Here is a 20,623-nt window from a genome sequence, read left to right as displayed (position 1 = left end):
ATACCCGACAATAACAAGGCGCTGAATACCGTGAAAAGATACTTTACTCTGATGCTGTTAGGCTGCGGTTTGCAATTTGGCATGCCCTCAACGCTGGCGGCACAGGACGCGGCACAGGATATAGTAACAACAGCAGAACTGCCCGGCTGGTTACAGCAGGTTGCCGCAGAAAAACGCCAACAGCCGGAAGCGATGTTGGCGCTGTTACAACAACATCAGCATGAACTGCAAAGCTTAACGCAGCAGCAGCAGGCCCATTGGTACTATTTACAGGCGACAATATTTGACGGCCTGGGCCGGCATCAGCAACAGCAACAAGCTGCGGAACAAGGCTTGGCATTGTTGGGCCAGCAGCAGTCGGTACTGAAGGTAAAACTGCTGTACGAGCTTGGTTTTGCCAGAGAAATGCAAACAGATTACAACGCGGCGATGCAACATTATCAGCAGGGTATAGCGCTGGCTACGTTGCTGGAAGATAAAAAACAGCTGCTGATGGGGCAGATTAATCAGGCGGCTATTCTTAATGTGCAGAATCAGCAACAGCAGGCGTTAGCACTGCTGCAGGATGTGTATCAGCGCGCCATGCGCTTAAACGACCCTGAGGTATCAGCAGAAATTAACGGTGAACTGGGGCTGTTGTATGCCTCTTTGGCATATGAAGATGAAGCGATAGAACTGCTGGAAACCGCGTTAAGCTTGTATGAGCAACTGGGTTGGCAGAAAAACCAGATCACCGTGTTGTTTAATCTGGCCCGCACTTACAGCTTTTTAGAGCGCTATGAGCTGTCATTGCAAACTTACAATAAAATGTTGCAAAAAAGCCTGCAAGTGCAGGATATGGTGAATCTGTATCATGCTTATTTGGGCCTGGCGATTACCAGCAGTGACAGCGGCCGCTCTGAGGCGGCATTATCTTATATCCGCAAAGCGGAAGAGTATTTACCGCAGCTGCAATCTACCTCGCATATCTCCACGCATTATTACGAAAAAGCGCTGATTTACCGCAAACTGAAGCAAACCTCGCTGGCGCTGCAACAGGTGATGTTGTACGAAGACAGCCTGACCAGTGAGGGCGTCGAAGCCGACAGTCCGACACGGTTAAATGTATGGTATTTAAAAGCGCAGTTGCTGGCCGACCAGGGGGAGTTTCAGCGGGCTTATCAGCAACTGCATGAATTTGTCTTCGCGTTTCAGGATGTGCGTAATAAAGAAAATGAGTTGGCCATAGAGCAAATGCGGCTGAACTTTGATCACGAACGGCAGCTGCAAGTGCAGCGTTTGCTGGAGCAGGACAACGAATTAAAAGCCTTACGGTTGGCGCAGGCAGAACGTGCCCGGCAACTGCAATTTTTATGGCTGGGTATCCTCGGGTGCACAACCCTTGTATTGCTGATTTTATTGCTGTGGCAACTGACGCGGCGTACAGATAAAAAAACCGCAGCGGGCACTGAGAGCCCGGTGCAGACAGGATAAGTTATGACAGAAACCGTAATATCACATGATGGGGTAGAGCAGTTACCGCTGCGCCGTTTTACTGAAGACGCTTACTTAAACTATTCAATGTACGTCATTATGGACCGCGCCCTGCCGCATATCGGCGATGGGTTAAAGCCGGTACAACGGCGTATTATCTATGCCATGTCTGAACTGGGTTTATCGCACCTGGCCAAGTTTAAAAAATCGGCCCGTACCGTGGGTGACGTATTGGGTAAATTCCACCCACACGGCGATTCTGCCTGTTATGAAGCTATGGTGTTAATGGCTCAGCCGTTTTCTTACCGCTACCCGCTGGTAGATGGTCAGGGTAACTGGGGTGCGCCGGACGATCCGAAATCGTTCGCCGCCATGCGTTACACTGAAGCCAAACTATCGCGCTTCTCTGAGGTGCTATTATCTGAGTTGGGTGCCGGTACCACCGACTGGCTGCCAAACTTTGACGGCACCCTGGAAGAGCCCAAAGTGTTACCGGCCAGGTTACCGCATATCTTATTGAACGGTATTACCGGCATTGCTGTTGGTATGGCGACCGATATACCGCCGCACAACGCCCGTGAAGTGGCGCACGCCTGTGCCGCCTTACTGGATAACCCGCACAGCAGCGTAACGGACTTAATGCAGTACGTAAAAGGCCCGGATTACCCGACTGATGCTGAGATTATCAGCCCAGCGGCTGACTTAGCAGCTATTTATGAAACCGGCCGCGGCAGTATAAAAATGCGTGCCGTGTATATGCAGGAAGACGGCGACATTGTTATTACTGCACTGCCGCATCAAACATCCGGTTCTAAAGTGCTGGAACAAATTGCGGCGCAAATGCAGGCGAAAAAACTGCCGATGGTCAGTGATTTACGTGATGAGTCAGATCACGAAAACCCGACCCGTATCGTGATAGTGCCGCGGTCAAACCGCATTGATGTTGAGCAGTTAATGCAGCATCTGTTTGCTACTACCGATCTGGAAAAAAGCTACCGCGTTAATATTAATATCCTCGGTCTGGACCAGCGGCCGCGGGTGAAAAACCTGCTGGAAATTCTCAGTGAATGGTTAGTGTTCCGTCGTGATACGGTGCGCCGGCGTTTGCAGTATCGCCTCGACAAAGTGTTGGATCGCCTACATGTATTAGAAGGTTTATTAATCGCCTTTTTAAATATTGATGATGTGATCCGTATTATCCGCACCTTTGATGAGCCCAAGCCCGAGCTGATTGCCTTTTTCGGTATCAGTGAGCGCCAGGCTGAAGCCATTTTAGAGCTGAAGTTACGTCATTTAGCCAAACTGGAAGAAACCAAGATCCGCGGTGAGCAGGATGAACTGGCCAAAGAGCGTGATAAGTTAGCCGGCATTTTAGGCTCAGAGAAAAAGCTGACAAAATTAATCCGCGACGAGTTATTGGCCGATGCGCAGAAATACGGTGATGACCGGCGCAGCCCGCTGGTGATGCGCGGTGAAGCCAAAGCACTGAGCGAAAAAGAACTGCTGCCCAGCGAGCCGGTAACCGTAGTGTTGTCAGAGAAAGGCTGGGTGCGCTGTGCTAAAGGCCATGATGTCGATGGCAATGCACTAAGTTACAAAGCCGGTGATGCCTTTAAAGCCCTGGCCAGCGGCCGCTCTAATCAATTAGCCGTGTTTATTGATTCGTCCGGGCGTAGTTTTGCTACCGAAGCACACGAGCTGCCCTCGGCCCGTGGTCAGGGTGAGCCGTTAAGCGGTCGTTTTGCGGTGGTAGCCGGCGAATCGTTCGATCATGTGTTGCTGGGCGATGATAAACAAACGCTGTTATTAGCCAGTGATGCAGGCTACGGTTTTGTGGCGCAATACAGCGATTTACTCAGCCGTAACAAGGCCGGTAAAGCGGTGCTGAGTTTACCGACAGGCGCTAAAGTGTTACCGCCGTTAGTGGTAAAACAGCCGGATACCGATTTAGTGCTGTGTATTTCTAACGAAGGCCGCATGTTGGTTTTCCCGGTAGCGGATTTGCCGAAGCTGAGCAAAGGCAAAGGCAATAAGCTGATGTCGATACCGTCAAGCCGTGCTGCCAGCCGCGAAGAATATGTGTGTCAGCTGGCGATAGTGCCGGCAGATGGCAGCGTAACCCTGGTCGCCGGTAAACGTAAGCTGGGCCTTAAAGCCGACGATTTGGCGCATTACCATGGCGAGCGTGGCCGGCGTGGTAATAAGCTGCCGCGGGGTTTACAGCGCATTGATGAGATTTTACTGAATCAAAGCGCCGAAACGGCCAGTGATCAAACCAGCAGCCCGGAGTAAAACCGCTATACTGGGCGCCTTTTTTACGGCGCCCTTGTTTTGCGCCAGTGACAACAGCCGGAACAAAACGGCAAAGCGGAGTGTGCGGTGATAGCGGTAGTCAGGTTAATTTTATTGGTGCTGTTTTTTCTTATCAGTACAGTGGCGGGTTTGCTGATTTGTCTGGTGCGGCCATTTCATCCGAATAATGTGTATATTTTCTCGCATTGGTACGGTTGGGTATCACGTATTTTTGGTATCAGCGTTGAAGTGCGCCGCCACCCGGATATCGACCCGGCTACACCCTATGTGTACATTGCCAACCATCAGAATAACCTCGATTTATTTACCATCAGCAACGGTGTGCAGCCGCGTACCGTTACTATCGGTAAAAAAAGCCTGAAGTACATTCCGTTTTTCGGCCAGCTGTATTGGCTTAGCGGTAATATCCTTATCGATCGGCAAAACAAAAGCCGTGCTTTGGGCGCTATGTTAGGTGCGGCCGAGCGGATCAGTAAGCACAATATTTCGGTTTGGATGTTCCCTGAGGGTACCCGCAGCTACGGCCGCGGCCTGCTGCCGTTTAAAACCGGCGCCTTTCATATCGCGCTGGAAGCTAAAGTGGCATTGGTGCCGGTGTGTATGAGCAATACCCACGGCCAGTTTAAGCTAAACCGCTGGAACAACGGCAAAGTGATTATTGAACTGATGGCACCGGTAGAACTGCCGAAAGAGCAATTGAATATCCGTGATTTCGCGCAAAATATGCACGCTCAGATGCAGACAAAAATCGCCGAACTTGATAGCGAACTGGGCAACGACTACACTGCCGGTAATATTGCAGCTAAAGAGTAACTTTATGGAAAACTGGCAGGAATTTACCGAAGACACCATCGCCGCCTTGTTAGAAGACGGCAGCGATCCGGATGCGCTTTACACGGTTGAGCATCACTTCTACGACAAAGACTTTGCCAAACTGGAAAAGCTGGCAGTAGAGCTGTTTAAACTGGGCTACGAAGTTACCGATGCCGAAGAAGTAGAGTTTGAAGACGGCAGCAATGCCTGGGTATTCGATGCCATCCGTGAGCAACCACTGGATGCCGACAGCATAGTGGCCGACGCCGTTAAGTTAGAAGAGTTGGCACACAAGCACAAAGTCGAGTACGACGGCTGGGGCACCTATTTTGAAAGCGACGAAGATGAAATAGAGCTGGATGACGACGAAGAATAACGCTTACTGAAAACAAAAAAGCCGCTGAAAAGCGGCTTTTTTATGCCTTTAACAAGGTGTTATGGTTTTAACCAGCTGTGGCTGGTTAAAGATGCTGCGGCTGACGGCGGTTAGCGGTTGTTCCGGTTGCTCAAAGTTGACCAGCTCGTACTCCACTTCAGGGTTGGTTAACTCGCATTGCAGCTGTTGCAGTAAAATATCAATGCTCTTGTGGCTTAACACGCTGTCGGCGCTGATATACCACAGCAGCCCGGCATCACTGTCGGTTTTCAGGTACAACTCTTGACGATAACGGCTTTTAAACCAGCCGCGCGATATCACAGTTTTGGCGGCAAACTGAAACCGGCCCTGTTCATCGGTCACGGCTTCGTCTTCATACCGGGTTTCGCCGTGCATCAGTGTGCGCACTACACAAGCGCCCCGGCAGGGTAAGCCATCTTGGGTAACACGGCCGTTTACCGCTGGCGATAATACATATTCACGTTTTTTGTCTAACAATAACAGGCCGGCAAAATAGACCGTCAGGGCAGCAAACGGCAGCAACAGCACCCAATAGCCATCGGCCGCTGCACCACTGCGGTAATTACCGATAGCCAGAATAATGGCCAAAATACCGGAGCCCGGTAACCAGGCCCAGGCACTGACGACGTAGTAGTTCAGCAGCTTGCTGTGTTGCTGTAAGCCAAAGGCGGTAACAAAGCCGATGGCTAACACCACATAAGATAAAAAGAATGTGCCTATGCAGGCAAAGATGGTCCAACCCAGCGTCATACCGGTTCCTTAAGCAACGCATTGCTTGGTTTAAACAGGTAGGTTGAAGTTTGCATTAATTTAAACTAAATGTAAAACAAATGAGATTGTGTGTATTCAAAAAAGGGCCGCATTACCGCGACCCCGTCGGAAATCAGTGTTCAGCCGCCGCCGAGTTTATTCAGCAGTTTATCTTTCAGCTTGTCTTTGGCCTGATCTTTTACATCGGCCAGCTTGGCATTAAGCATCTCTTCAATACTGCCGCTGGCATCAGCTGCAGCACCGTCTTGCTGTGTCAGCAGGGCGGCCCAGTCTTGCTGGCCGGCTAATGCGGTTTGCAACTGGCTGTTCAGTTTAGCCTGCAGCTCGCTTTGGTAGGCGGCCACTTTTTGCTTGGCTTCACCCAGCAGCGCATCGCCGAGCAATTTGTCCAGCGAGGAGCGGATACTGACATCCGGCTCGCTGATTAAGCCGCTGGTGGCAATATTAAGCGGAATTTGCTGTTGCTGGTTTAATAACGCCGCCAGTTGTTGCAGATACTTATTACCGCTGCTGTTAAAGTTCGCCGCTGCTAATACCACACTGGCTTGCTGTGCAATTTGGTCGTCGGTCAGGTTAAGTTTACCGGTTGAACTGATAAGGCCCGCTGCCAAATCCAGTGCCGTGTCGCCCTTACCCAAAGTAAGCGGTTGCAAGTTTAACCCCTCCAACTGCCAGTTCAGGTTGGTGACCATTTGCTGCATAATCGCAAAGTCGCCGTTTAATTTAAACGCGGCCAGTTGCGGCAGCTGTTCTACGTCCAGCGAAAATGTGGTGGCGCTGTTAATCAGTGCGTGCTGGGCGGTCACATCCTGCAAGGCGATGGTGGCTTCGCCGCCGCCGATAAGCCAGTTAACTCTGGCGGTTTTTACCCAAAAATCGGGGTAAGGCTGGCCCGGTAACGGCAAAATGCGGTTGGGCAAGACGACTTCGGGTTCTGTTGTTTTATCCTCTGTTGCTGCCGTTTTTTCCGGCAGATAGGGTTTAGCCAATAAATACAGGCTTTGTAACTGCGCAATACGTGCGCCCCATACATCGCCGAGTAAAATCTGGCTGATACCGGCTAAACCGCCGTCAGTTAAATTAGCTAACTGTTGCACTTTGGTGTAATCGGCGGCACTGGCGGCTTTTAATTCAGCAACGGCTTGCTGCAGGCTGTCTTTGCTTTGCGACAGCTGTTGTTTTACCTGTGCTACTTTAGCTTTTTCCGCATTCAGTTTGTCTTTTAACTGCTGCAGCTGTTCTGCCTTGGCAGCGAGGTCGGCAGCGTTGGTAATTTTACTGTCAGTCAGGGCTTTAATGTCAGCCTGATATTGCGCCAGCGTCTCTTTAGTGGGGAGCTGGTCTTGCAGGCCTTTTAGTTGTTGCTGCTCTGTTGCGGCTAACTGCTTTAAGGCGTCGGCTTTGGCCGGGGTTTGCAGGTTCGCCCGTGCTACCAGTTCATCAGCATCGGGTAAATCGACCTGCAGCAGTTTGGCGATATCAACTTTTTCGCCCTCAACGCCGGGTTGGCGGTACACCTTGCCTTCACTGCTGCGCTGAGCACCGTATTGCAGGCCATCTACTGTCAGCTCTTCAATAACATAATAACCCAATAGCGCCGGCCACAGTTCCAGCGATGCGCGTGCGTGACCAAAGCTTAAACTGTTGTGTGTCGGCTTAGCGGCATCGGTTATCTGCAGGTCGTTGATACGCAGCGCCAGCGGGGCCAGCTCAAGCGATACCTTGCTGATATTAACTTCAGCGCCAACGGTTTTTTCCAGGCTATACACCATGCCAAGCCGGATAGCCGGACCTGCCAACAGATACACCAGTGCCAGTAAGGCGGCGAAGAACACAATAAATACTAACCAACCGGATTTACGAATGATCATATCGTGCTCCTTAATTCAATTTTTCGTATAGCGCAAACAGCTTGCTGGCTTTGAGCATCTGCATAATTTTCCATTTTTGTACGCTGGCCATAATGCGTACGCGGTATTGCAGCACCAGGGCTTTACTTAACCAGGCCACGGGTAGCAATAGCACGGCACCCAGCACAAAGGCGCCCAGTGTCAGGGTATGGTGTAAATGCAGCAATTGCAGGGTTTCGGTATTGGCCAATAACGCCAGCAAGTTATCGTGTTGCGCGTACTGCCAGGTCAGGCGTTCCAGCGGGTCGGCAAGCAGTAACATCAGCCCGGAGGTTAAGCCCCATACCACGATAAAGGTCGACAGATTAATGGTCAGCAGGCAGACAATTAAGATGATCAGTAAGGTGAGTAAGCCAAACGGCAGCACGCCAGCAAACAGGCCCAGTGCAATGGCCCAGCCAATTTGCCAGGGTGAGGCTTCAGAGTTAAGCACTTTCAGAATTTTAGCCACTAAGGTAAGCATAAACACTCCGGTAAACAGGCTGTATAAAGTTGTTATATAAGGTTGCCATATAAGGTAACAGCCTACCGGTTTTTTGTCAGCGGAAAACTGTTGAACATAAGCCACGTTAATTTAGAGATGCCTTAAAAAGAGATAAAGCGCCACGAGTGGCGCTTTTACTAAAATAAAAACAAACTAAATGCATTCAACACATCGTTCTGAACACGTACAGCAACTGGCCACTTTGATAAAAATAAACTGTACAAGTTTGGCCGCTTCCGCCCCCGCCGCCACCCGTTCCTGGTGCAGGGGTGTTATCGAAGCCACCTCCTATATTTACAGGTTTACCGTCTTTATTTAGAAAATCACCATCTGCAGTCAATCGTTGGAGTTTTTCTAACACACAATTATTGGTTATCGGCAAGGCCCCGAAATTTCCTTTAAGATCAGATATCTGATAGCCCGCCACTCGGGAAGTATCATTTACTTTAAAACCTATTTGTGGCAGCCCATTAGCGGAAAATCCGTTTAATTCCATATCAAAAATAAGAGTATCATCAAAACTGGATGGCAGCTCACTATGAGTGAAACTTTTAATAAAAACTGGTTTCTTCGTGCTGGAATTCCAGCCAATAGAAAATCCACTTCCTAACAGAGAGACACCAATATTATTAACTTGTGCGCCAGACTGAAAATAGTCATTAATATTGCCTTTTAGTCCGGTCGCAATCTGCAAGGCAATTGTATCGCGCAAAGCTGTCATTTTTGACGGATCGGTAAAATAATCCAAGGCAGTATTTACCGGACATTCGGATGAACTGCTTGCTGTGCTCACTACTGTACGCCCTTTCCACTGTGATCTGGCATTGGCATTTAGGACATACTCTGCGTCAGCTACGGCGTTTTTATAATCTTTGTAAAAATCGACTACTTTCAAATAACCCGTTCTTTGAGCTGAAGTAATTGAAACAGGTGTTACAGTAGTATTCCACGGCGCCGCCTGAACATGACCAACACTATAAGCGTATATAGACTTTGTATCAGGATTAACCAAAATCACTCTTTTTTGCGTAGAGTAGCAATACTGGTTATCTGGAGTCATAAACTCATCAGGATTAGGGCTCTGGCAATACAGACGGGGAGCATGATTTGCCGCTTCCTGCTTTGCTAACGTCTCAGAAGTACAATTCTGACAAAACAAGGCATCGCTGGCTTGGACACTCCATGGGATTGAGAATGTTATTGCAGCAGCACAGATGAATACATTTTTTAACCCCATAGCTTAAATTTCCTATGTTATAAAGTCTGAACCAAAGTGGGGACAAAATAACAACTCAAAAAGCTAACTTCAATTAAAAAATAACATTTCATTCATTAGATTGCAAAAAATAACAATTCCGGTCTTTCAGAACTAACCATTACTGGCTGATACTTTGTTAAAGGCGCCGCTAACGGCGCCTTATCCTTACGCCAAGGCAATAAAGCCAAAAAACGCCAACACAGCCGCCATAAAGGCGTACGGAAACTGTGTTAGTGCGTGGCTCATCAGGTTGCACCCCGAGCCTTGTGCTGCCAGTACGGTAGAGTCACTGTAAAAACAAGCCTGGCTACCGAATGAACTGGCGGATAACAGCGCACCTATTACCAGCGGAATATTGGCTTCTACCGCAAACGCCAGTGGCATCACAATAGGAATAGACACAGCAAAAATACCCCAGGACGAACCGGTAGCAAAGGCCAGAATCGCCATAGAGAAGAACACCAATGCCGGCAGCAGCTGCGCGCTCATATAGGGCGCCAGGTTATCAATAATATATTGCGGCAAACCCAATTGGTCGCACACGTCTTTAAAGATAAAGGCGGCAATTACGGTACAAATAGCCGGTAGCATGGTTTTAAAACCGTGGATCATCACGTCCATCATCTCGGAGATGTTCATCAGGCGCTGTGCTAAATACAGTGGCAAAGTGAGCAGGAAGGTCATTAACAGGCCCTGCCATACATCAATTTCAAACCATATAGTAAAACCAACCAGCATAATCATCGGCAGCAAAAAGTTATGCAGCTTGCCGGTTTTACGGTTGCTTTGCTCAAATTCTTCTTCAAATGATTGTACGGCAAAATCATCGGCAGAATGGGTGTCTTGTGCCGTCGTTGCAGAGTTAGGCGCATCTTCGGCGGCAATCATGGATTGTTGTGCTGCCAACTCGGCCTTTTTCATCGGGCCAAATATCGGTACTATGCCCAAAATGACTAAGATCACCATAATCATCGCCAGCCAGGCATACAGCATGTAAGGAATAGCTGAGATATAGGTTTGAATGCCACTGGTGTCGCCGGCCGGCGCAACATCGTTGGCGACCAGTAAACCACCAAAAAACACTGCCCAGGTAGAAATAGGAATAAGTACGCAAATCGGCGCGGCGGTAGAGTCGACAATATAAGCCAGCATTTCACGCGATACTTTGTATTTGTCGGTGATGCGCTTCATGGTTTCACCCACGGTCAGCGCGTTTAAGTAATCATCAACAAAAATTACAATGCCGAGGAAACAGGTCATCAGCAGTGATGACTTGCGGCCTTTGGCCACATTTTGTGCGGCGCGGCCAAAGGCAAAAGCGCCACCGGTATGCACCAGTAACGCGATAAGTGAGCCAAAACCACCACACACCAGAATTAACCAGCCAATGGTTTCATCTTGCATTACCCGAAGCGAGGTTTCGGCAAAGTTACCCAGGGCGCCAACCGGCGATAACAACAGCAACCCTGCTATGGCACCCATCACCAGCGCCAATATGGGCCGTTTTAACCAAATAGCGATAGCTAATACGACAACCGGTGGTATTAAACTGATAGCAGAAGGGGTAGTGACAACTACGGCGGCCGCTTCGGCCGCCGCTGCAACAGGTTCGGCGAGACTCTCGACCAGGGTATCTGCTGACATCATTTATTATTCTCATTAAACTTCCGGCTGGCCGGATAAAAGTTAAGTGAACCGTTGCAGCAGATAACCCAACTCAACGGAGCGGCTGTTTACAATATTTTGCATATAGCGGCCGTGCCGCGCCCAAAAACATCAGCGCTAAACATCAGATGCTACTGCATAAATACGCAGTGTAAACGTATAGTCAGCCAGTTGCCGAAATACCGCGCAATCATAGCAAAAATTATTTTTTCTACAAATGGAATCTTTCAACCGGGCCTTAGCCGGCAACGTGTAGCGGCAAGAAAAAACCGGACATAAAGCCCGGTTTTTTATCAGCCAAGATGCTGTTACAACGCAGCGATCTCAGCTTGCTGCGCTTGCAGCTTGACTACGGCTTGCTCCAGCTCGGCTTGCTTGGCGCGCTCTTTTTCCAGCACGGCTTCCGGTGCTTTGGCGACAAAACCTGCGTTGCCAAGCTTGCCGGCTACCCGGGCCAACTCCTGTTGGGTTTTCTCCAGCTGTTTGGCAATGCGGCTAAGCTCAGCGTCTTTATCAATTAAGCCAGCCATGGGAATAAGTAAATCCATGCTGCCGATTAATTGTGTGGCACAGCTAGGTGGCGTTGCACCTGCTGAGAGCACGGTGATTTGCTCCAGCTTGGCCAGGTTCATCAGAAAGCTTTCGTTTTCCGTTAAACGGCGCTGCTCTTCACTGTTTACGTTGCGCAGCAATATGCTCAGCGGCTTACCCGGCGCAATGTTCATCTCGCCGCGCACGTTACGGATAGCAGTGATCACTGCCTTTAACCATTCCAGGTCTGCTGTCGCTGTAGCATCAACCAGGCTGTCATCCACTTGCGGGTAAGCTTGCAGCATAATGCTGTCGGCGTTGTTGTTGATAGTAGCGCCGGCTAATGGTTTTACCGATTGCCAGATAGTTTCGGTAATAAACGGCATAATCGGGTGCATTAAGCGCAGCAGGCTTTCCAGCACGGTAACCAGCGTATGGCGGGTAGCGCGTTGCTGGGCGTCGTTACCTTTAAACAGCACCGGCTTGGTCAGCTCTAAATACCAGTCACAGAACTGGTTCCAGGTAAACTCGTACAAGGCGGTGGCGGCTAAATCAAAGCGGTAAGTATCAAAGTACTGCCGCACTTGTTTAACGGTTTGCTGGTACTGCGCCAATATCCATTTATCGGCCAGCGATAACTGCATGTCGCCACCGTTAAAGCCGCAGTCTTTGTCTTCGGTGTTCATCAGCACATAGCGGCTGGCGTTCCACAGTTTATTGCAGAAGTTGCGGTAGCCCTCTAAGCGCTTCATATCCCAGTTAATATCCCGGCCGGTTGATGCCAGTGCGGCTAAGGTAAAGCGCAGCGCATCGGTGCCGCTGGCGCTGATACCGTCGGGGAATTGCTTACGGGTGCGATCAGCAATTTTCTCAGCATCTTTGGGCTGCATCATATTGCTGGTACGTTTGGCCAGCAGAGCGTCCAGCGTAATGCCGTCAATCATATCCAGCGGGTCAACCACGTTGCCCTTGGATTTTGACATCTTGTCGCCGTTTTCATCGCGGATAAGCCCGGTTACATACACGGTCTTAAACGGTACCTGCGGTTTGCCGTCTTTATCTTTAATAAAGTGCATGGTCATCATGATCATTCTGGCAACCCAGAAGAAAATAATGTCAAAACCGGTTACCAACACATTGGTGGGGTGGAAGGTACGCAGCGCCTCAGTATTGTCCGGCCAACCCAGAGTAGAGAAGGTCCACAGTGCTGAGCTGAACCAGGTGTCTAATACGTCATCGTCCTGCTTTAATACCACAGAGTCGGCTAACTGATGTTTAGCGCGCACTTCAGCTTCATTGCGGCCAACATACACTTTGTCGTTTTGGTCGTACCAGGCCGGAATACGGTGGCCCCACCATAGCTGGCGTGAAATACACCAATCCTGAATATCGCGCATCCAGCTGTAGTACATGTTTTCATACTGCTTGGGCACAAATTCAATCTGGCCGCTTTCTACCGCTTCGGTAGCGGTTTTCGCCAGTGGCGCAACCCGCACATACCATTGATCGGTTAGCAGCGGCTCGATTACCACGCCGCTGCGATCCCCATAGGGCAGGGTGTTGTTGTGATCTTCCACTTTTTCCAGCAAGCCGGCCTCATCAAAGGCAGCGACAATGGCTTTACGCGCAGCATAACGGTCCAGCCCCTGATACTCAGCAGGAATAAAGCCGACCAGCGCCGGGTTTAATTCGCCGTTGGGGTGAAAACCTTCACCTTCGCTGCGGATAGTGGCATCCGGTGTCATCACGTTAATCATCGGCAGCTGTTGGCGTTTGCCGACTTCATAGTCGTTAAAATCGTGCGCCGGGGTAATTTTGACGCAGCCGGTGCCTTTTTCCATATCGGCATGCTCATCGGCTACCACCGGAATACGGCGGTTAACCAGCGGCAACAGGATTTCTTTGCCAATCAGCGCTTGATAGCGCGGATCTTCCGGGTTTACTGCCACACCGGTGTCACCCAGCATGGTTTCCGGCCGCGTGGTGGCCACAACCAGGTAATTCTTACCATCAGCTGTTACTGCGCCGTCAGCCAGTGGATAGCGTAAATGCCACATATGGCCTTTTTGCTCTTTGTTTTCCACTTCCAAATCAGAGATGGCGGTGTGCAGTTTCGGATCCCAGTTTACCAGCCGTTTACCGCGGTATATCAGCTCGTCGTCATACAGCCGCACAAATACTTCCTGCACCGCATTGGATAAGCCTTCATCCATGGTAAAGCGTTCGCGCTGCCAGTCTACTGAGTTACCCAAGCGGCGCATTTGCGAGGTAATAGTGCCGCCGGACTCTTCTTTCCACTGCCAGACTTTTTCAATAAAAGCATCGCGGCCAAGCGCGTGGCGGCCCGGTTGGCCTTCAGCAGCCAGTTTACGCTCTACCACCATTTGGGTGGCGATTCCGGCATGGTCGGTACCAACCTGCCACAGGGTGTTTTTACCCTGCATGCGCTGATAGCGGGTTAATGCATCCATAATGGTTTGCTGAAAGGCATGGCCCATATGCAGGCTACCGGTAACATTCGGCGGCGGGATCATAATGCAATAGTTGCCGTTGCTTTCATCGCCGTTCGGCGCAAAGTAGCCTTTGGCTTGCCACGCGTCATACATGGCTTGTTCTATTTCACTGGGGTTAAACGTCTTTTCCATGATAGTACCTGTACTCAGGGGGCGTTAACGGTTTGCGGGTTAACGCCCAACTGACGATATTGCTTAAAACGCTCCCGCGCCTGTGCTTTTAGTTGCTCGGCGGTGGGAACAAATTCGATGATTTGGCTAAAACGGTTGGCGAAGGCCGGGATCTCAGTGGCTAAATTGATCAGCACTTGCCGGTTTTGCCGTGGCGCCTGCCAGCTTATTTCTACCGGCGCGCCGTATTTCGGGCCTTCACCGCTTAAGTTATGCGGTACAAAGCGTTCGGCATCAAACTGCCACAGCAGCTCGTCAAACGCTTCGGCCTGTTGCTGGTCGGCAGTATAAACGAAAACCCGTTGTTTGGCGCGGTACAAGTCGGCACAGAGCCGGCACGCTAAAGCAAAATGAGCTGGCGTGCTGCTCAGCTCATTTTGTATCGCTTGATCTTCTGCCGGTGTGTCGCTTAGCAGATAAAAGCTAACGTGCATCAGTTATCCTGCTGCTGGCCAACCCGGTTAATTAAAAACTGGGTTAACAAGGATACCGGCCGGCCGGTGCTGCCTTTATCTTTGCCACCACTGCGCCAGGCGGTACCGGCAATGTCCAGGTGCGCCCAGTTATATTTGCGGGTAAAGCGTGACAAAAAGCAGGCGGCGGTAATAGTGCCGGCAGCGCGGCCACCTAAGTTACTGAAATCGGCAAACGGGCTTTCCAGCTGATCCTGATAATCATCCCACAGCGGCAGGCGCCAGGCGCGGTCACCACTTTGCTCTGAGGCATTTAAAATCTCATGCGCCAGCGGGTTGTGGTTGCTCAGCAAGCCGGTAGCATGCTTACCCAGTGCGATAACGCAGGCACCGGTTAGGGTGGCAACGTCTATTACCAGTTCGGGGTCAAAGCGCTCAACATATGTTAAGGCATCACACAGCACCAGCCGGCCCTCGGCGTCGGTGTTCAGCACTTCTACCGTTTGGCCCGACATGGTGGTTAAAATATCACCCGGCCGGTAAGCATTGGCATCCGGCATATTTTCAGCCGCAGCCAGCACGGCAACAATGTTAACCGGCAGGTTAAGCTGCACAACGGCATGCATGGTACCCAACACAGAGGCGGCGCCACACATGTCGTATTTCATCTCGTCCATGCCATCACCGGGTTTTAAGCTGATGCCGCCGGAGTCAAAGGTTAAACCTTTACCCACCAGCACCACCGGTGCGCTGTCATTGCCGGCGCCGTTGTACTTAATAACTGCCATACGCGGGCCGTTAACCGAGCCGCGGCCTACCGCGAGATAAGAATTCATACCGTGTGCGGCCAGCTCTTCCGGGCCTAATACATCGACACTGATTTTGGCTGAGCTTTCGGCCAGCAGCAGTGCCTGGTCGGCCAGATATTGTGGCGTACAGATATTCGGCGGCATATTGCCGACGTCTTTACATTGTTTAATACCGGCGGCAATGGCCAGGCCTTGCTCTACCGCTTTTTCGCCAATGGTTAAGTCGCGCCGTGTAGGGACATTAAACACAATTTTGCGCAGCGGGCGGCGCGTTTCATCTTTTTTGCTTTTTAAGCGGTCAAAAACGTACAGGCAGTCTTGCGTGGTTTCCACAGCGTGGCGCACTTTCCAGTACGTATCGCGGCCTTTTACGTGCAATTCAGATAAAAAGCATACCGCTTCCATCGAGCCGGTTTCGTTTAACGTGCTGATTGTTTTGGCGATGATCTGGCGATACTGGCGCTCGTCCAGCTCACGCTCTTTGCCACAACCTACCAATAATACGCGTTCGCTCAGTACGTTAGGCACGTGATGCAACAGCAGCATTTGGCCGGGTTTACCTTCCAAATCGCCGCGACGCAGCAAGTTGCTGATATATCCTTCACTGATTTTATCCAGTTGTTCTGCTACAGCGGAAAGACGACGTGGTTCGTACACGCCGACAACAATGCATGCACTGCGTTGTTTTTCCGGACTTCCGCTTTTTACGCTGAACTCCATGCTAACTCCTGATTCTAAGAGATTGTGCTAACATAACCCGACCATTAACGGCTAAATTCTACCGCGATTTTATAAAAAAGCTCGGTTTTCTGCGCCGTTTGGTCGATAATAATTGCTATAAATATCAAGTTTACTGAAAAATCGCCAGGGTTCCAGTAAAAAGGCAGGTTTTTAGGGGGCGCGTTGATTATTTTTCGTTACCTGTTAGGTGAGGTGTTTAAGTCTCAGTTAGCGGTATTTATCATTCTGATGACCATTATCATTAGCCAGCGCTTTGTCAAAATTCTGGCCGATGCGTCTGAAGGTGAAATCCCGGGTCAGTTGGTCATGAGCATAGTGGCGCTTAAATTGCCGCAACTGGCGGTGATCATTCTGCCGCTCAGTGCTTTTATCGGCATCTTAGTGGCATATGGCCGTGTGTATGCCGACAGCGAAATGACCGTCTTGCATGCCACCGGCGTAAGCGAGTGGTACGTTACGCGCTTAACTTTAATGCTGTCTGTCGCTATGGCGATACTGGCCGGCGCTGTAACGCTGTTTTTAAGCCCCTGGGCCACCGAGCAGGAATACCGCATTCTGGAAAAAGCCGATGCTAATGCCGGCTTGTTGTCGGTAGTGCCGGGCCGGTTTCAGCACACCTCTAATGAAAAAGCGGTGATCTTTGTGCACGACGTAGGTCGTGGCAGCAGTAGCGGCGAGTTATCCCGTGTGTTTGTGGCGCAAAGTAATGCCCGCGACGAACCAGGCCACTCCATTGTGTATGCGCAAAGCGGTAATGTAAAAGAAGACGCCAACGGCGCTCAGGTGCTGCAACTGGAGCAGGGCCGGCGTTATGCCGGTGATGCCGCGTCACCGGCGTTTGAAATTACCGAGTTTGAGCGTTACCAAATTCAAATTCGTGAACAGGAAGTAGAGCAGCGCCGGCGTAAGCTGGGCAGTGTCTCTACTGCCGAGTTGATGACAATGGACAGCAACGAAGCCATTGCCGAATGGCACTGGCGTATTGCTATACCGTTGTCTATTCCGCTGTTGGCACTTATTGCTGTGCCGTTAAGCCGGGTAAATCCGCGCCAGGGCAAATTCGGCCGCCTGCTGCCGGCGCTGCTGTTATACCTCGGCTACTATTCGCTGTTAATTATTGCCCGTTCGGCACTGGAGGATGGCAAAATTCCGCCGGCACTGGGCATGTGGTGGCTGCATGGCTGCGCCTTGCTATTGGGTACGGTACTGATTATGAACAGCCGCAGTAGTGCACAACGCTTCAGAGCCTGGCTGGCGGGTAGGGGTTAAGATGCTGAAAATTATTGATTTATATATCGGCCGTACCATCTTAAACACCTCCATGTTAACGCTAAGTGTGTTGTTGGCCATTTCCGCCATGTTTAAGTTTATTGACCAGATGCGTTCGGTTGGCCGCGGTTATTACGATATGGTACACGCCGCCTTATTTACGCTGTATAGCGTACCGGGCGACCTGGTGACCTTTTTCCCGATGGCAGCCCTGATTGGCGGCTTAATTGGCCTGGGTATGTTGGCCAGCAGCAGTGAGCTGGTGGTTATGCAGGCCGCCGGCTTGTCGCGTTTTAATATTATCAGCTCGGTAATGAAAACCGCGGTGGTGATGATGTTGCTTGTTATGGCGGTGGCCGAGTGGGGCGCACCGGTAAGCGACCGCATCGCCCGCGAGCTGCGCACCAAAGCCATTTCTGATGGTAGCCTGTTTGCCGCACAGCAAGGTATTTGGGCCAAAGACGGCGATCAGTTTGTTAATATCAGCAAAGTAGACGATTTCGGCAACCTGGAAGGCATTGTTATTTACCAGTTCGACAGCCAGTTGCAGTTAGTGTCGGTCACCAGTGCCGACAGTGCGGTGTACAATAACGACGCCTGGCAACTGCAGCAGGTAAAGCGGTTGGATTTAACCGAACTGCGGGTGGTAAAACAGCAGTGGCCGGAGCAGGGCTGGCGCTCGTCGTTAACGCCGGACAAACTGGGTGTGGTAACCATCAAGCCGGAAATGCTGTCGTTAAGCGGCTTAAATGACTACGTCGATTACCTGCAGCAAAACGCTCAGGATTCCAGCCGTTACGAATTAGCTTTTTGGCGCAAAGCGCTGCAGCCATTGACCATTATCGCCATGTTGTTAATGGCATTGTCGTTTATCTTTGGCCCGCTGCGCAGCGTTACCATGGCGGCCCGCGTACTTATGGGTATTTTAACCGGCTTTGGTTTTTATATGGCTAACGAGGTATTTGGCCCGATGGCGCTGGTGTATCAGCTGCCGCCGCTGGCCGGCGCCATAGTACCCAGCGCGCTGTTTATCGCCTTATCGGTGTACTTAATGCGTAAGAAGGTATAGTTAATTTTTACCAACCCAATTGCACACACCAACACGCTGCCGTGCGTTTAACGGTTGGCTTAGTGCAATCGGGTTGTTAGCGCTTAATCACCGCGCTGCTTTATGCAGGTTTAGCAGCTTGCTTTGCTCTTTAGTCAGCACTATTACCTGAGTATCAGTTAACTGATCCTGCAGCGCCAGGCCTTTACCCCAGCGCAGCCAAAGCCACAAATTACCCAGCCCCAATAACGCCGTAAGCGCACGTAGCAAGCCTTGCTTAAAGCTGATAGCAGCACCGTTTTGCTGTACTAATAACAAACGCCAGGCACGCATACCCAGGGTTTGGCCGCCTTTGTACCAAAAGTACAGATAAAACCAAAAGAACCACAACAGCGAATACAGCTGAAACCAGACTTTATGTTGAGTAATAAAGTCGGCATGGTCGGTATAATTGGCCAGTGAAATTACGCCAATGCTGTTTAACAGCGCTACCAGCACTAACGCCAGCCCCATCGCTGCCATCCAAAGCGCAGCTAAAATTAACCAGTCATACAGCATTGCCGCCAAACGGCGAATTAAACCCGCACGGGGTGCATCAGCAAACATAGTGTTATCCGCCAGTAAAAACCGCGCAAGTGTAGCATGCAGTGTGCTTTTTTCGAAGCTGCTGTAATTTTGTGCAACTAAACCGTTGTGGCATAAATTCGCTTGCGCATCGCCATTCGCGTCGTATAATGCAGGCGTTTACCTCAAAATATCCCTCAGTGCCTGGGTGGCGAAATCGGTAGACGCAGCGGATTCAAAATCCGCCGGGGGAAACTCCGTGTCGGTTCGAGTCCGACCCTAGGCACCAAATTTTCCAACAAGCTAAAGTTTTTCGCTTATGCCCGTACGTTGGAATTGTTTTCTAAAGCTCTCGCTGTTAAAGCACGTTCGTATTCAAAAATTTCTGACACAACAAATGCTAGATGATGGTTAGTGTCAATTTTGATCCAGACCTGAGCATTTCCACCGGGGAATTCTTGGTTTTTACATCGCATTATTTCATTGTCACCCCAACTAAAAGTAGGGCCTAAATAATGTCCTGAATTTATCACTTTTTCTGCTAAAGCCCAATGCTGCTTGCCTTTTGGTGGCTTTGTCATAGCTTGTCCTCTAGCGACAAAGTATTCATTCTCTTTGGTATAGCGAATTTTTCCATTTGTATGTGGGTTCGGAAAGCCAGCGTTACTGCTAGGGCCTCTAACCGCATAATCGCCAAAGCCAATTGAATGGTTTGGATACTGGGTGCGAATGTTTTTCCAAAGCAACATTTCTTTTCTTAAAACAGATCCACATGAATTATGCTTTGAGACCGCCATATCTATAGTTTTTGGTAATGAACAGCCAGCGATAGAATAACTGCCAAAGTTGTAATCTTTGATTAGGTCAAACAGCGCATCAAATTTATCAAAGAGTTCGATAGTCGAATCGCTATAAACATCTTCAAAATCTAAAAGTACATGACAGTTAGCAGGTTCCAGCTCCAGCAAATCAATCATTTCATCTATGATCTCTTTTAAAAAATCAGGTTCAGCTGAATCTTCGAAGGCGTGATGATCCAATCTAATACACACTTTACCTGTATGCATCGAGATGATGCTTTTTAAAGCAAGTTGATAGTCGTATATACTCCAGCGGTCATAGCCTACGACTGGCACAGCAGTAATACCCAGTGATCGTAACTGGTTATATATACTAGTAGTCAGATGTTCACCGTTTTCCAGAGTTGTTGAAGGATTCCAATGAAAGGTATCGAACATTGCAGGCCGACCAGCCCAAACATTGCTTATTTCTTTGCAGGTATCACTAATATAAAGTTCGTTTGGATTAGTTGATTCAGTATAAGCCTTGCGCTGCGGCCTCTGCGGAAACTCAAACAACGGTACCAGTAAATTGGCCACATCGCTCTTTGTGTTTGATAACGCTGTAAATTCAGCGGCCATTGCTTTCATAATTGGAAAGTATGTGTAGTGGTCAACTAATTCCGGACAGTAAATTAGAT

General features: G+C 49.9%; 16 protein-coding genes and 1 tRNA gene. 7 read left to right on the top strand and 10 right to left on the bottom strand.

Annotated elements, in window-relative coordinates:
- The first annotated feature begins 30 nt into the window (after nucleotides 1-30).
- The 4 genes from HRH59_RS16870 to rraB all read left to right on the top strand — a co-directional run bounded on the left by HRH59_RS16870 (nucleotide 31) and on the right by rraB (nucleotide 4,975).
- Complete coding sequence (locus HRH59_RS16870; protein WP_331460198.1) at nucleotides 31-1,473, top strand: tetratricopeptide repeat protein; 1,443 nt, start codon at nucleotides 31-33, stop codon at nucleotides 1,471-1,473.
- A gap of 3 nt (nucleotides 1,474-1,476) precedes the next feature.
- Nucleotides 1,477-3,765 carry a DNA topoisomerase IV subunit A gene (gene parC / locus HRH59_RS16865; protein ID WP_173502450.1) on the top strand — a complete coding sequence of 763 codons (2,289 nt, stop codon included), beginning with the start codon at nucleotides 1,477-1,479 and terminating at the stop codon, nucleotides 3,763-3,765.
- A gap of 87 nt (nucleotides 3,766-3,852) precedes the next feature.
- On the top strand, nucleotides 3,853-4,599 hold the full coding sequence (locus tag HRH59_RS16860; RefSeq protein ID WP_173502449.1) for a 1-acylglycerol-3-phosphate O-acyltransferase: 747 nt from the start codon (nucleotides 3,853-3,855) through the stop codon (nucleotides 4,597-4,599).
- Between the two features lie 4 nt (nucleotides 4,600-4,603).
- Nucleotides 4,604-4,975, top strand: coding sequence for a ribonuclease E inhibitor RraB (gene rraB / locus HRH59_RS16855; protein WP_173502448.1), 372 nt, complete (start codon nucleotides 4,604-4,606; stop codon nucleotides 4,973-4,975).
- A 48-nt stretch (nucleotides 4,976-5,023) separates the two neighbouring features.
- Here the strand turns inward: rraB and HRH59_RS16850 are convergent, their stop codons facing one another.
- The 8 genes from HRH59_RS16850 to pepA form a co-directional block, all read right to left on the bottom strand.
- On the bottom strand, nucleotides 5,024-5,746 hold the full coding sequence (locus HRH59_RS16850; RefSeq protein ID WP_173502447.1) for a DUF6795 domain-containing protein: 723 nt from the start codon (nucleotides 5,744-5,746) through the stop codon (nucleotides 5,024-5,026).
- A gap of 140 nt (nucleotides 5,747-5,886) precedes the next feature.
- Nucleotides 5,887-7,638 carry a TIGR03545 family protein gene (locus HRH59_RS16845; protein ID WP_173502446.1) on the bottom strand — a complete coding sequence of 584 codons (1,752 nt, stop codon included), beginning with the start codon at nucleotides 7,636-7,638 and terminating at the stop codon, nucleotides 5,887-5,889.
- A gap of 10 nt (nucleotides 7,639-7,648) precedes the next feature.
- Nucleotides 7,649-8,140, bottom strand: coding sequence for a TIGR03546 family protein (locus tag HRH59_RS16840; protein ID WP_173502445.1), 492 nt, complete (start codon nucleotides 8,138-8,140; stop codon nucleotides 7,649-7,651).
- A 184-nt stretch (nucleotides 8,141-8,324) separates the two neighbouring features.
- Nucleotides 8,325-9,398, bottom strand: a complete 1,074-nt coding sequence (locus HRH59_RS16835; protein WP_173502444.1) for a hypothetical protein — start codon at nucleotides 9,396-9,398, stop codon at nucleotides 8,325-8,327.
- Between the two features lie 186 nt (nucleotides 9,399-9,584).
- A complete protein-coding gene (locus HRH59_RS16830; protein ID WP_218573551.1) occupies nucleotides 9,585-11,066 on the bottom strand; it encodes a Na+/H+ antiporter NhaC family protein in 1,482 nt (493 codons plus the stop codon).
- A 326-nt stretch (nucleotides 11,067-11,392) separates the two neighbouring features.
- Nucleotides 11,393-14,260 carry a valine--tRNA ligase gene (locus HRH59_RS16825; RefSeq protein WP_173502443.1) on the bottom strand — a complete coding sequence of 956 codons (2,868 nt, stop codon included), beginning with the start codon at nucleotides 14,258-14,260 and terminating at the stop codon, nucleotides 11,393-11,395.
- A gap of 14 nt (nucleotides 14,261-14,274) precedes the next feature.
- The gene (locus HRH59_RS16820) at nucleotides 14,275-14,733 is read right to left on the bottom strand and encodes a DNA polymerase III subunit chi (protein WP_173502442.1); all 459 of its coding nucleotides are present in this window, start codon (nucleotides 14,731-14,733) and stop codon (nucleotides 14,275-14,277) included.
- Nucleotides 14,733-16,241 carry a leucyl aminopeptidase gene (pepA, locus tag HRH59_RS16815; RefSeq protein WP_173502441.1) on the bottom strand — a complete coding sequence of 503 codons (1,509 nt, stop codon included), beginning with the start codon at nucleotides 16,239-16,241 and terminating at the stop codon, nucleotides 14,733-14,735. The genes HRH59_RS16820 and pepA overlap by 1 nt, the downstream gene beginning before the upstream one ends.
- 183 nt (nucleotides 16,242-16,424) lie before the next feature.
- On the opposite strand from pepA, the gene lptF reads away from it, so the two are divergent.
- Nucleotides 16,425-17,531: an LPS export ABC transporter permease LptF gene (gene lptF / locus HRH59_RS16810; RefSeq protein WP_173502440.1), complete on the top strand. Its 1,107-nt coding sequence runs from the start codon at nucleotides 16,425-16,427 to the stop codon at nucleotides 17,529-17,531.
- Nucleotide 17,532: 1 nt separating this feature from the next.
- Nucleotides 17,533-18,600: an LPS export ABC transporter permease LptG gene (lptG, locus tag HRH59_RS16805; RefSeq protein ID WP_173502439.1), complete on the top strand. Its 1,068-nt coding sequence runs from the start codon at nucleotides 17,533-17,535 to the stop codon at nucleotides 18,598-18,600.
- An 87-nt stretch (nucleotides 18,601-18,687) separates the two neighbouring features.
- Here lptG and HRH59_RS16800 read toward each other — a convergent pair whose 3' ends face one another.
- Nucleotides 18,688-19,185, bottom strand: coding sequence for an RDD family protein (locus HRH59_RS16800; protein WP_173502438.1), 498 nt, complete (start codon nucleotides 19,183-19,185; stop codon nucleotides 18,688-18,690).
- Between the two features lie 160 nt (nucleotides 19,186-19,345).
- Between HRH59_RS16800 and HRH59_RS16795 the strand changes: the two genes are divergently transcribed.
- Nucleotides 19,346-19,432 (top strand) — tRNA-Leu (locus HRH59_RS16795).
- Between the two features lie 28 nt (nucleotides 19,433-19,460).
- Here HRH59_RS16795 and HRH59_RS16790 read toward each other — a convergent pair.
- A partial coding sequence (locus tag HRH59_RS16790; protein WP_218573550.1) for a beta family protein occupies nucleotides 19,461-20,623 on the bottom strand: 1,163 nt, incomplete at its 5' end.

Source organism: Rheinheimera lutimaris (assembly GCF_013283795.1).
GTDB classification, from domain to species: domain Bacteria; phylum Pseudomonadota; class Gammaproteobacteria; order Enterobacterales; family Alteromonadaceae; genus Alishewanella; species Alishewanella lutimaris.
This window is presented reverse-complemented; position numbering and strand designations above follow the sequence as displayed.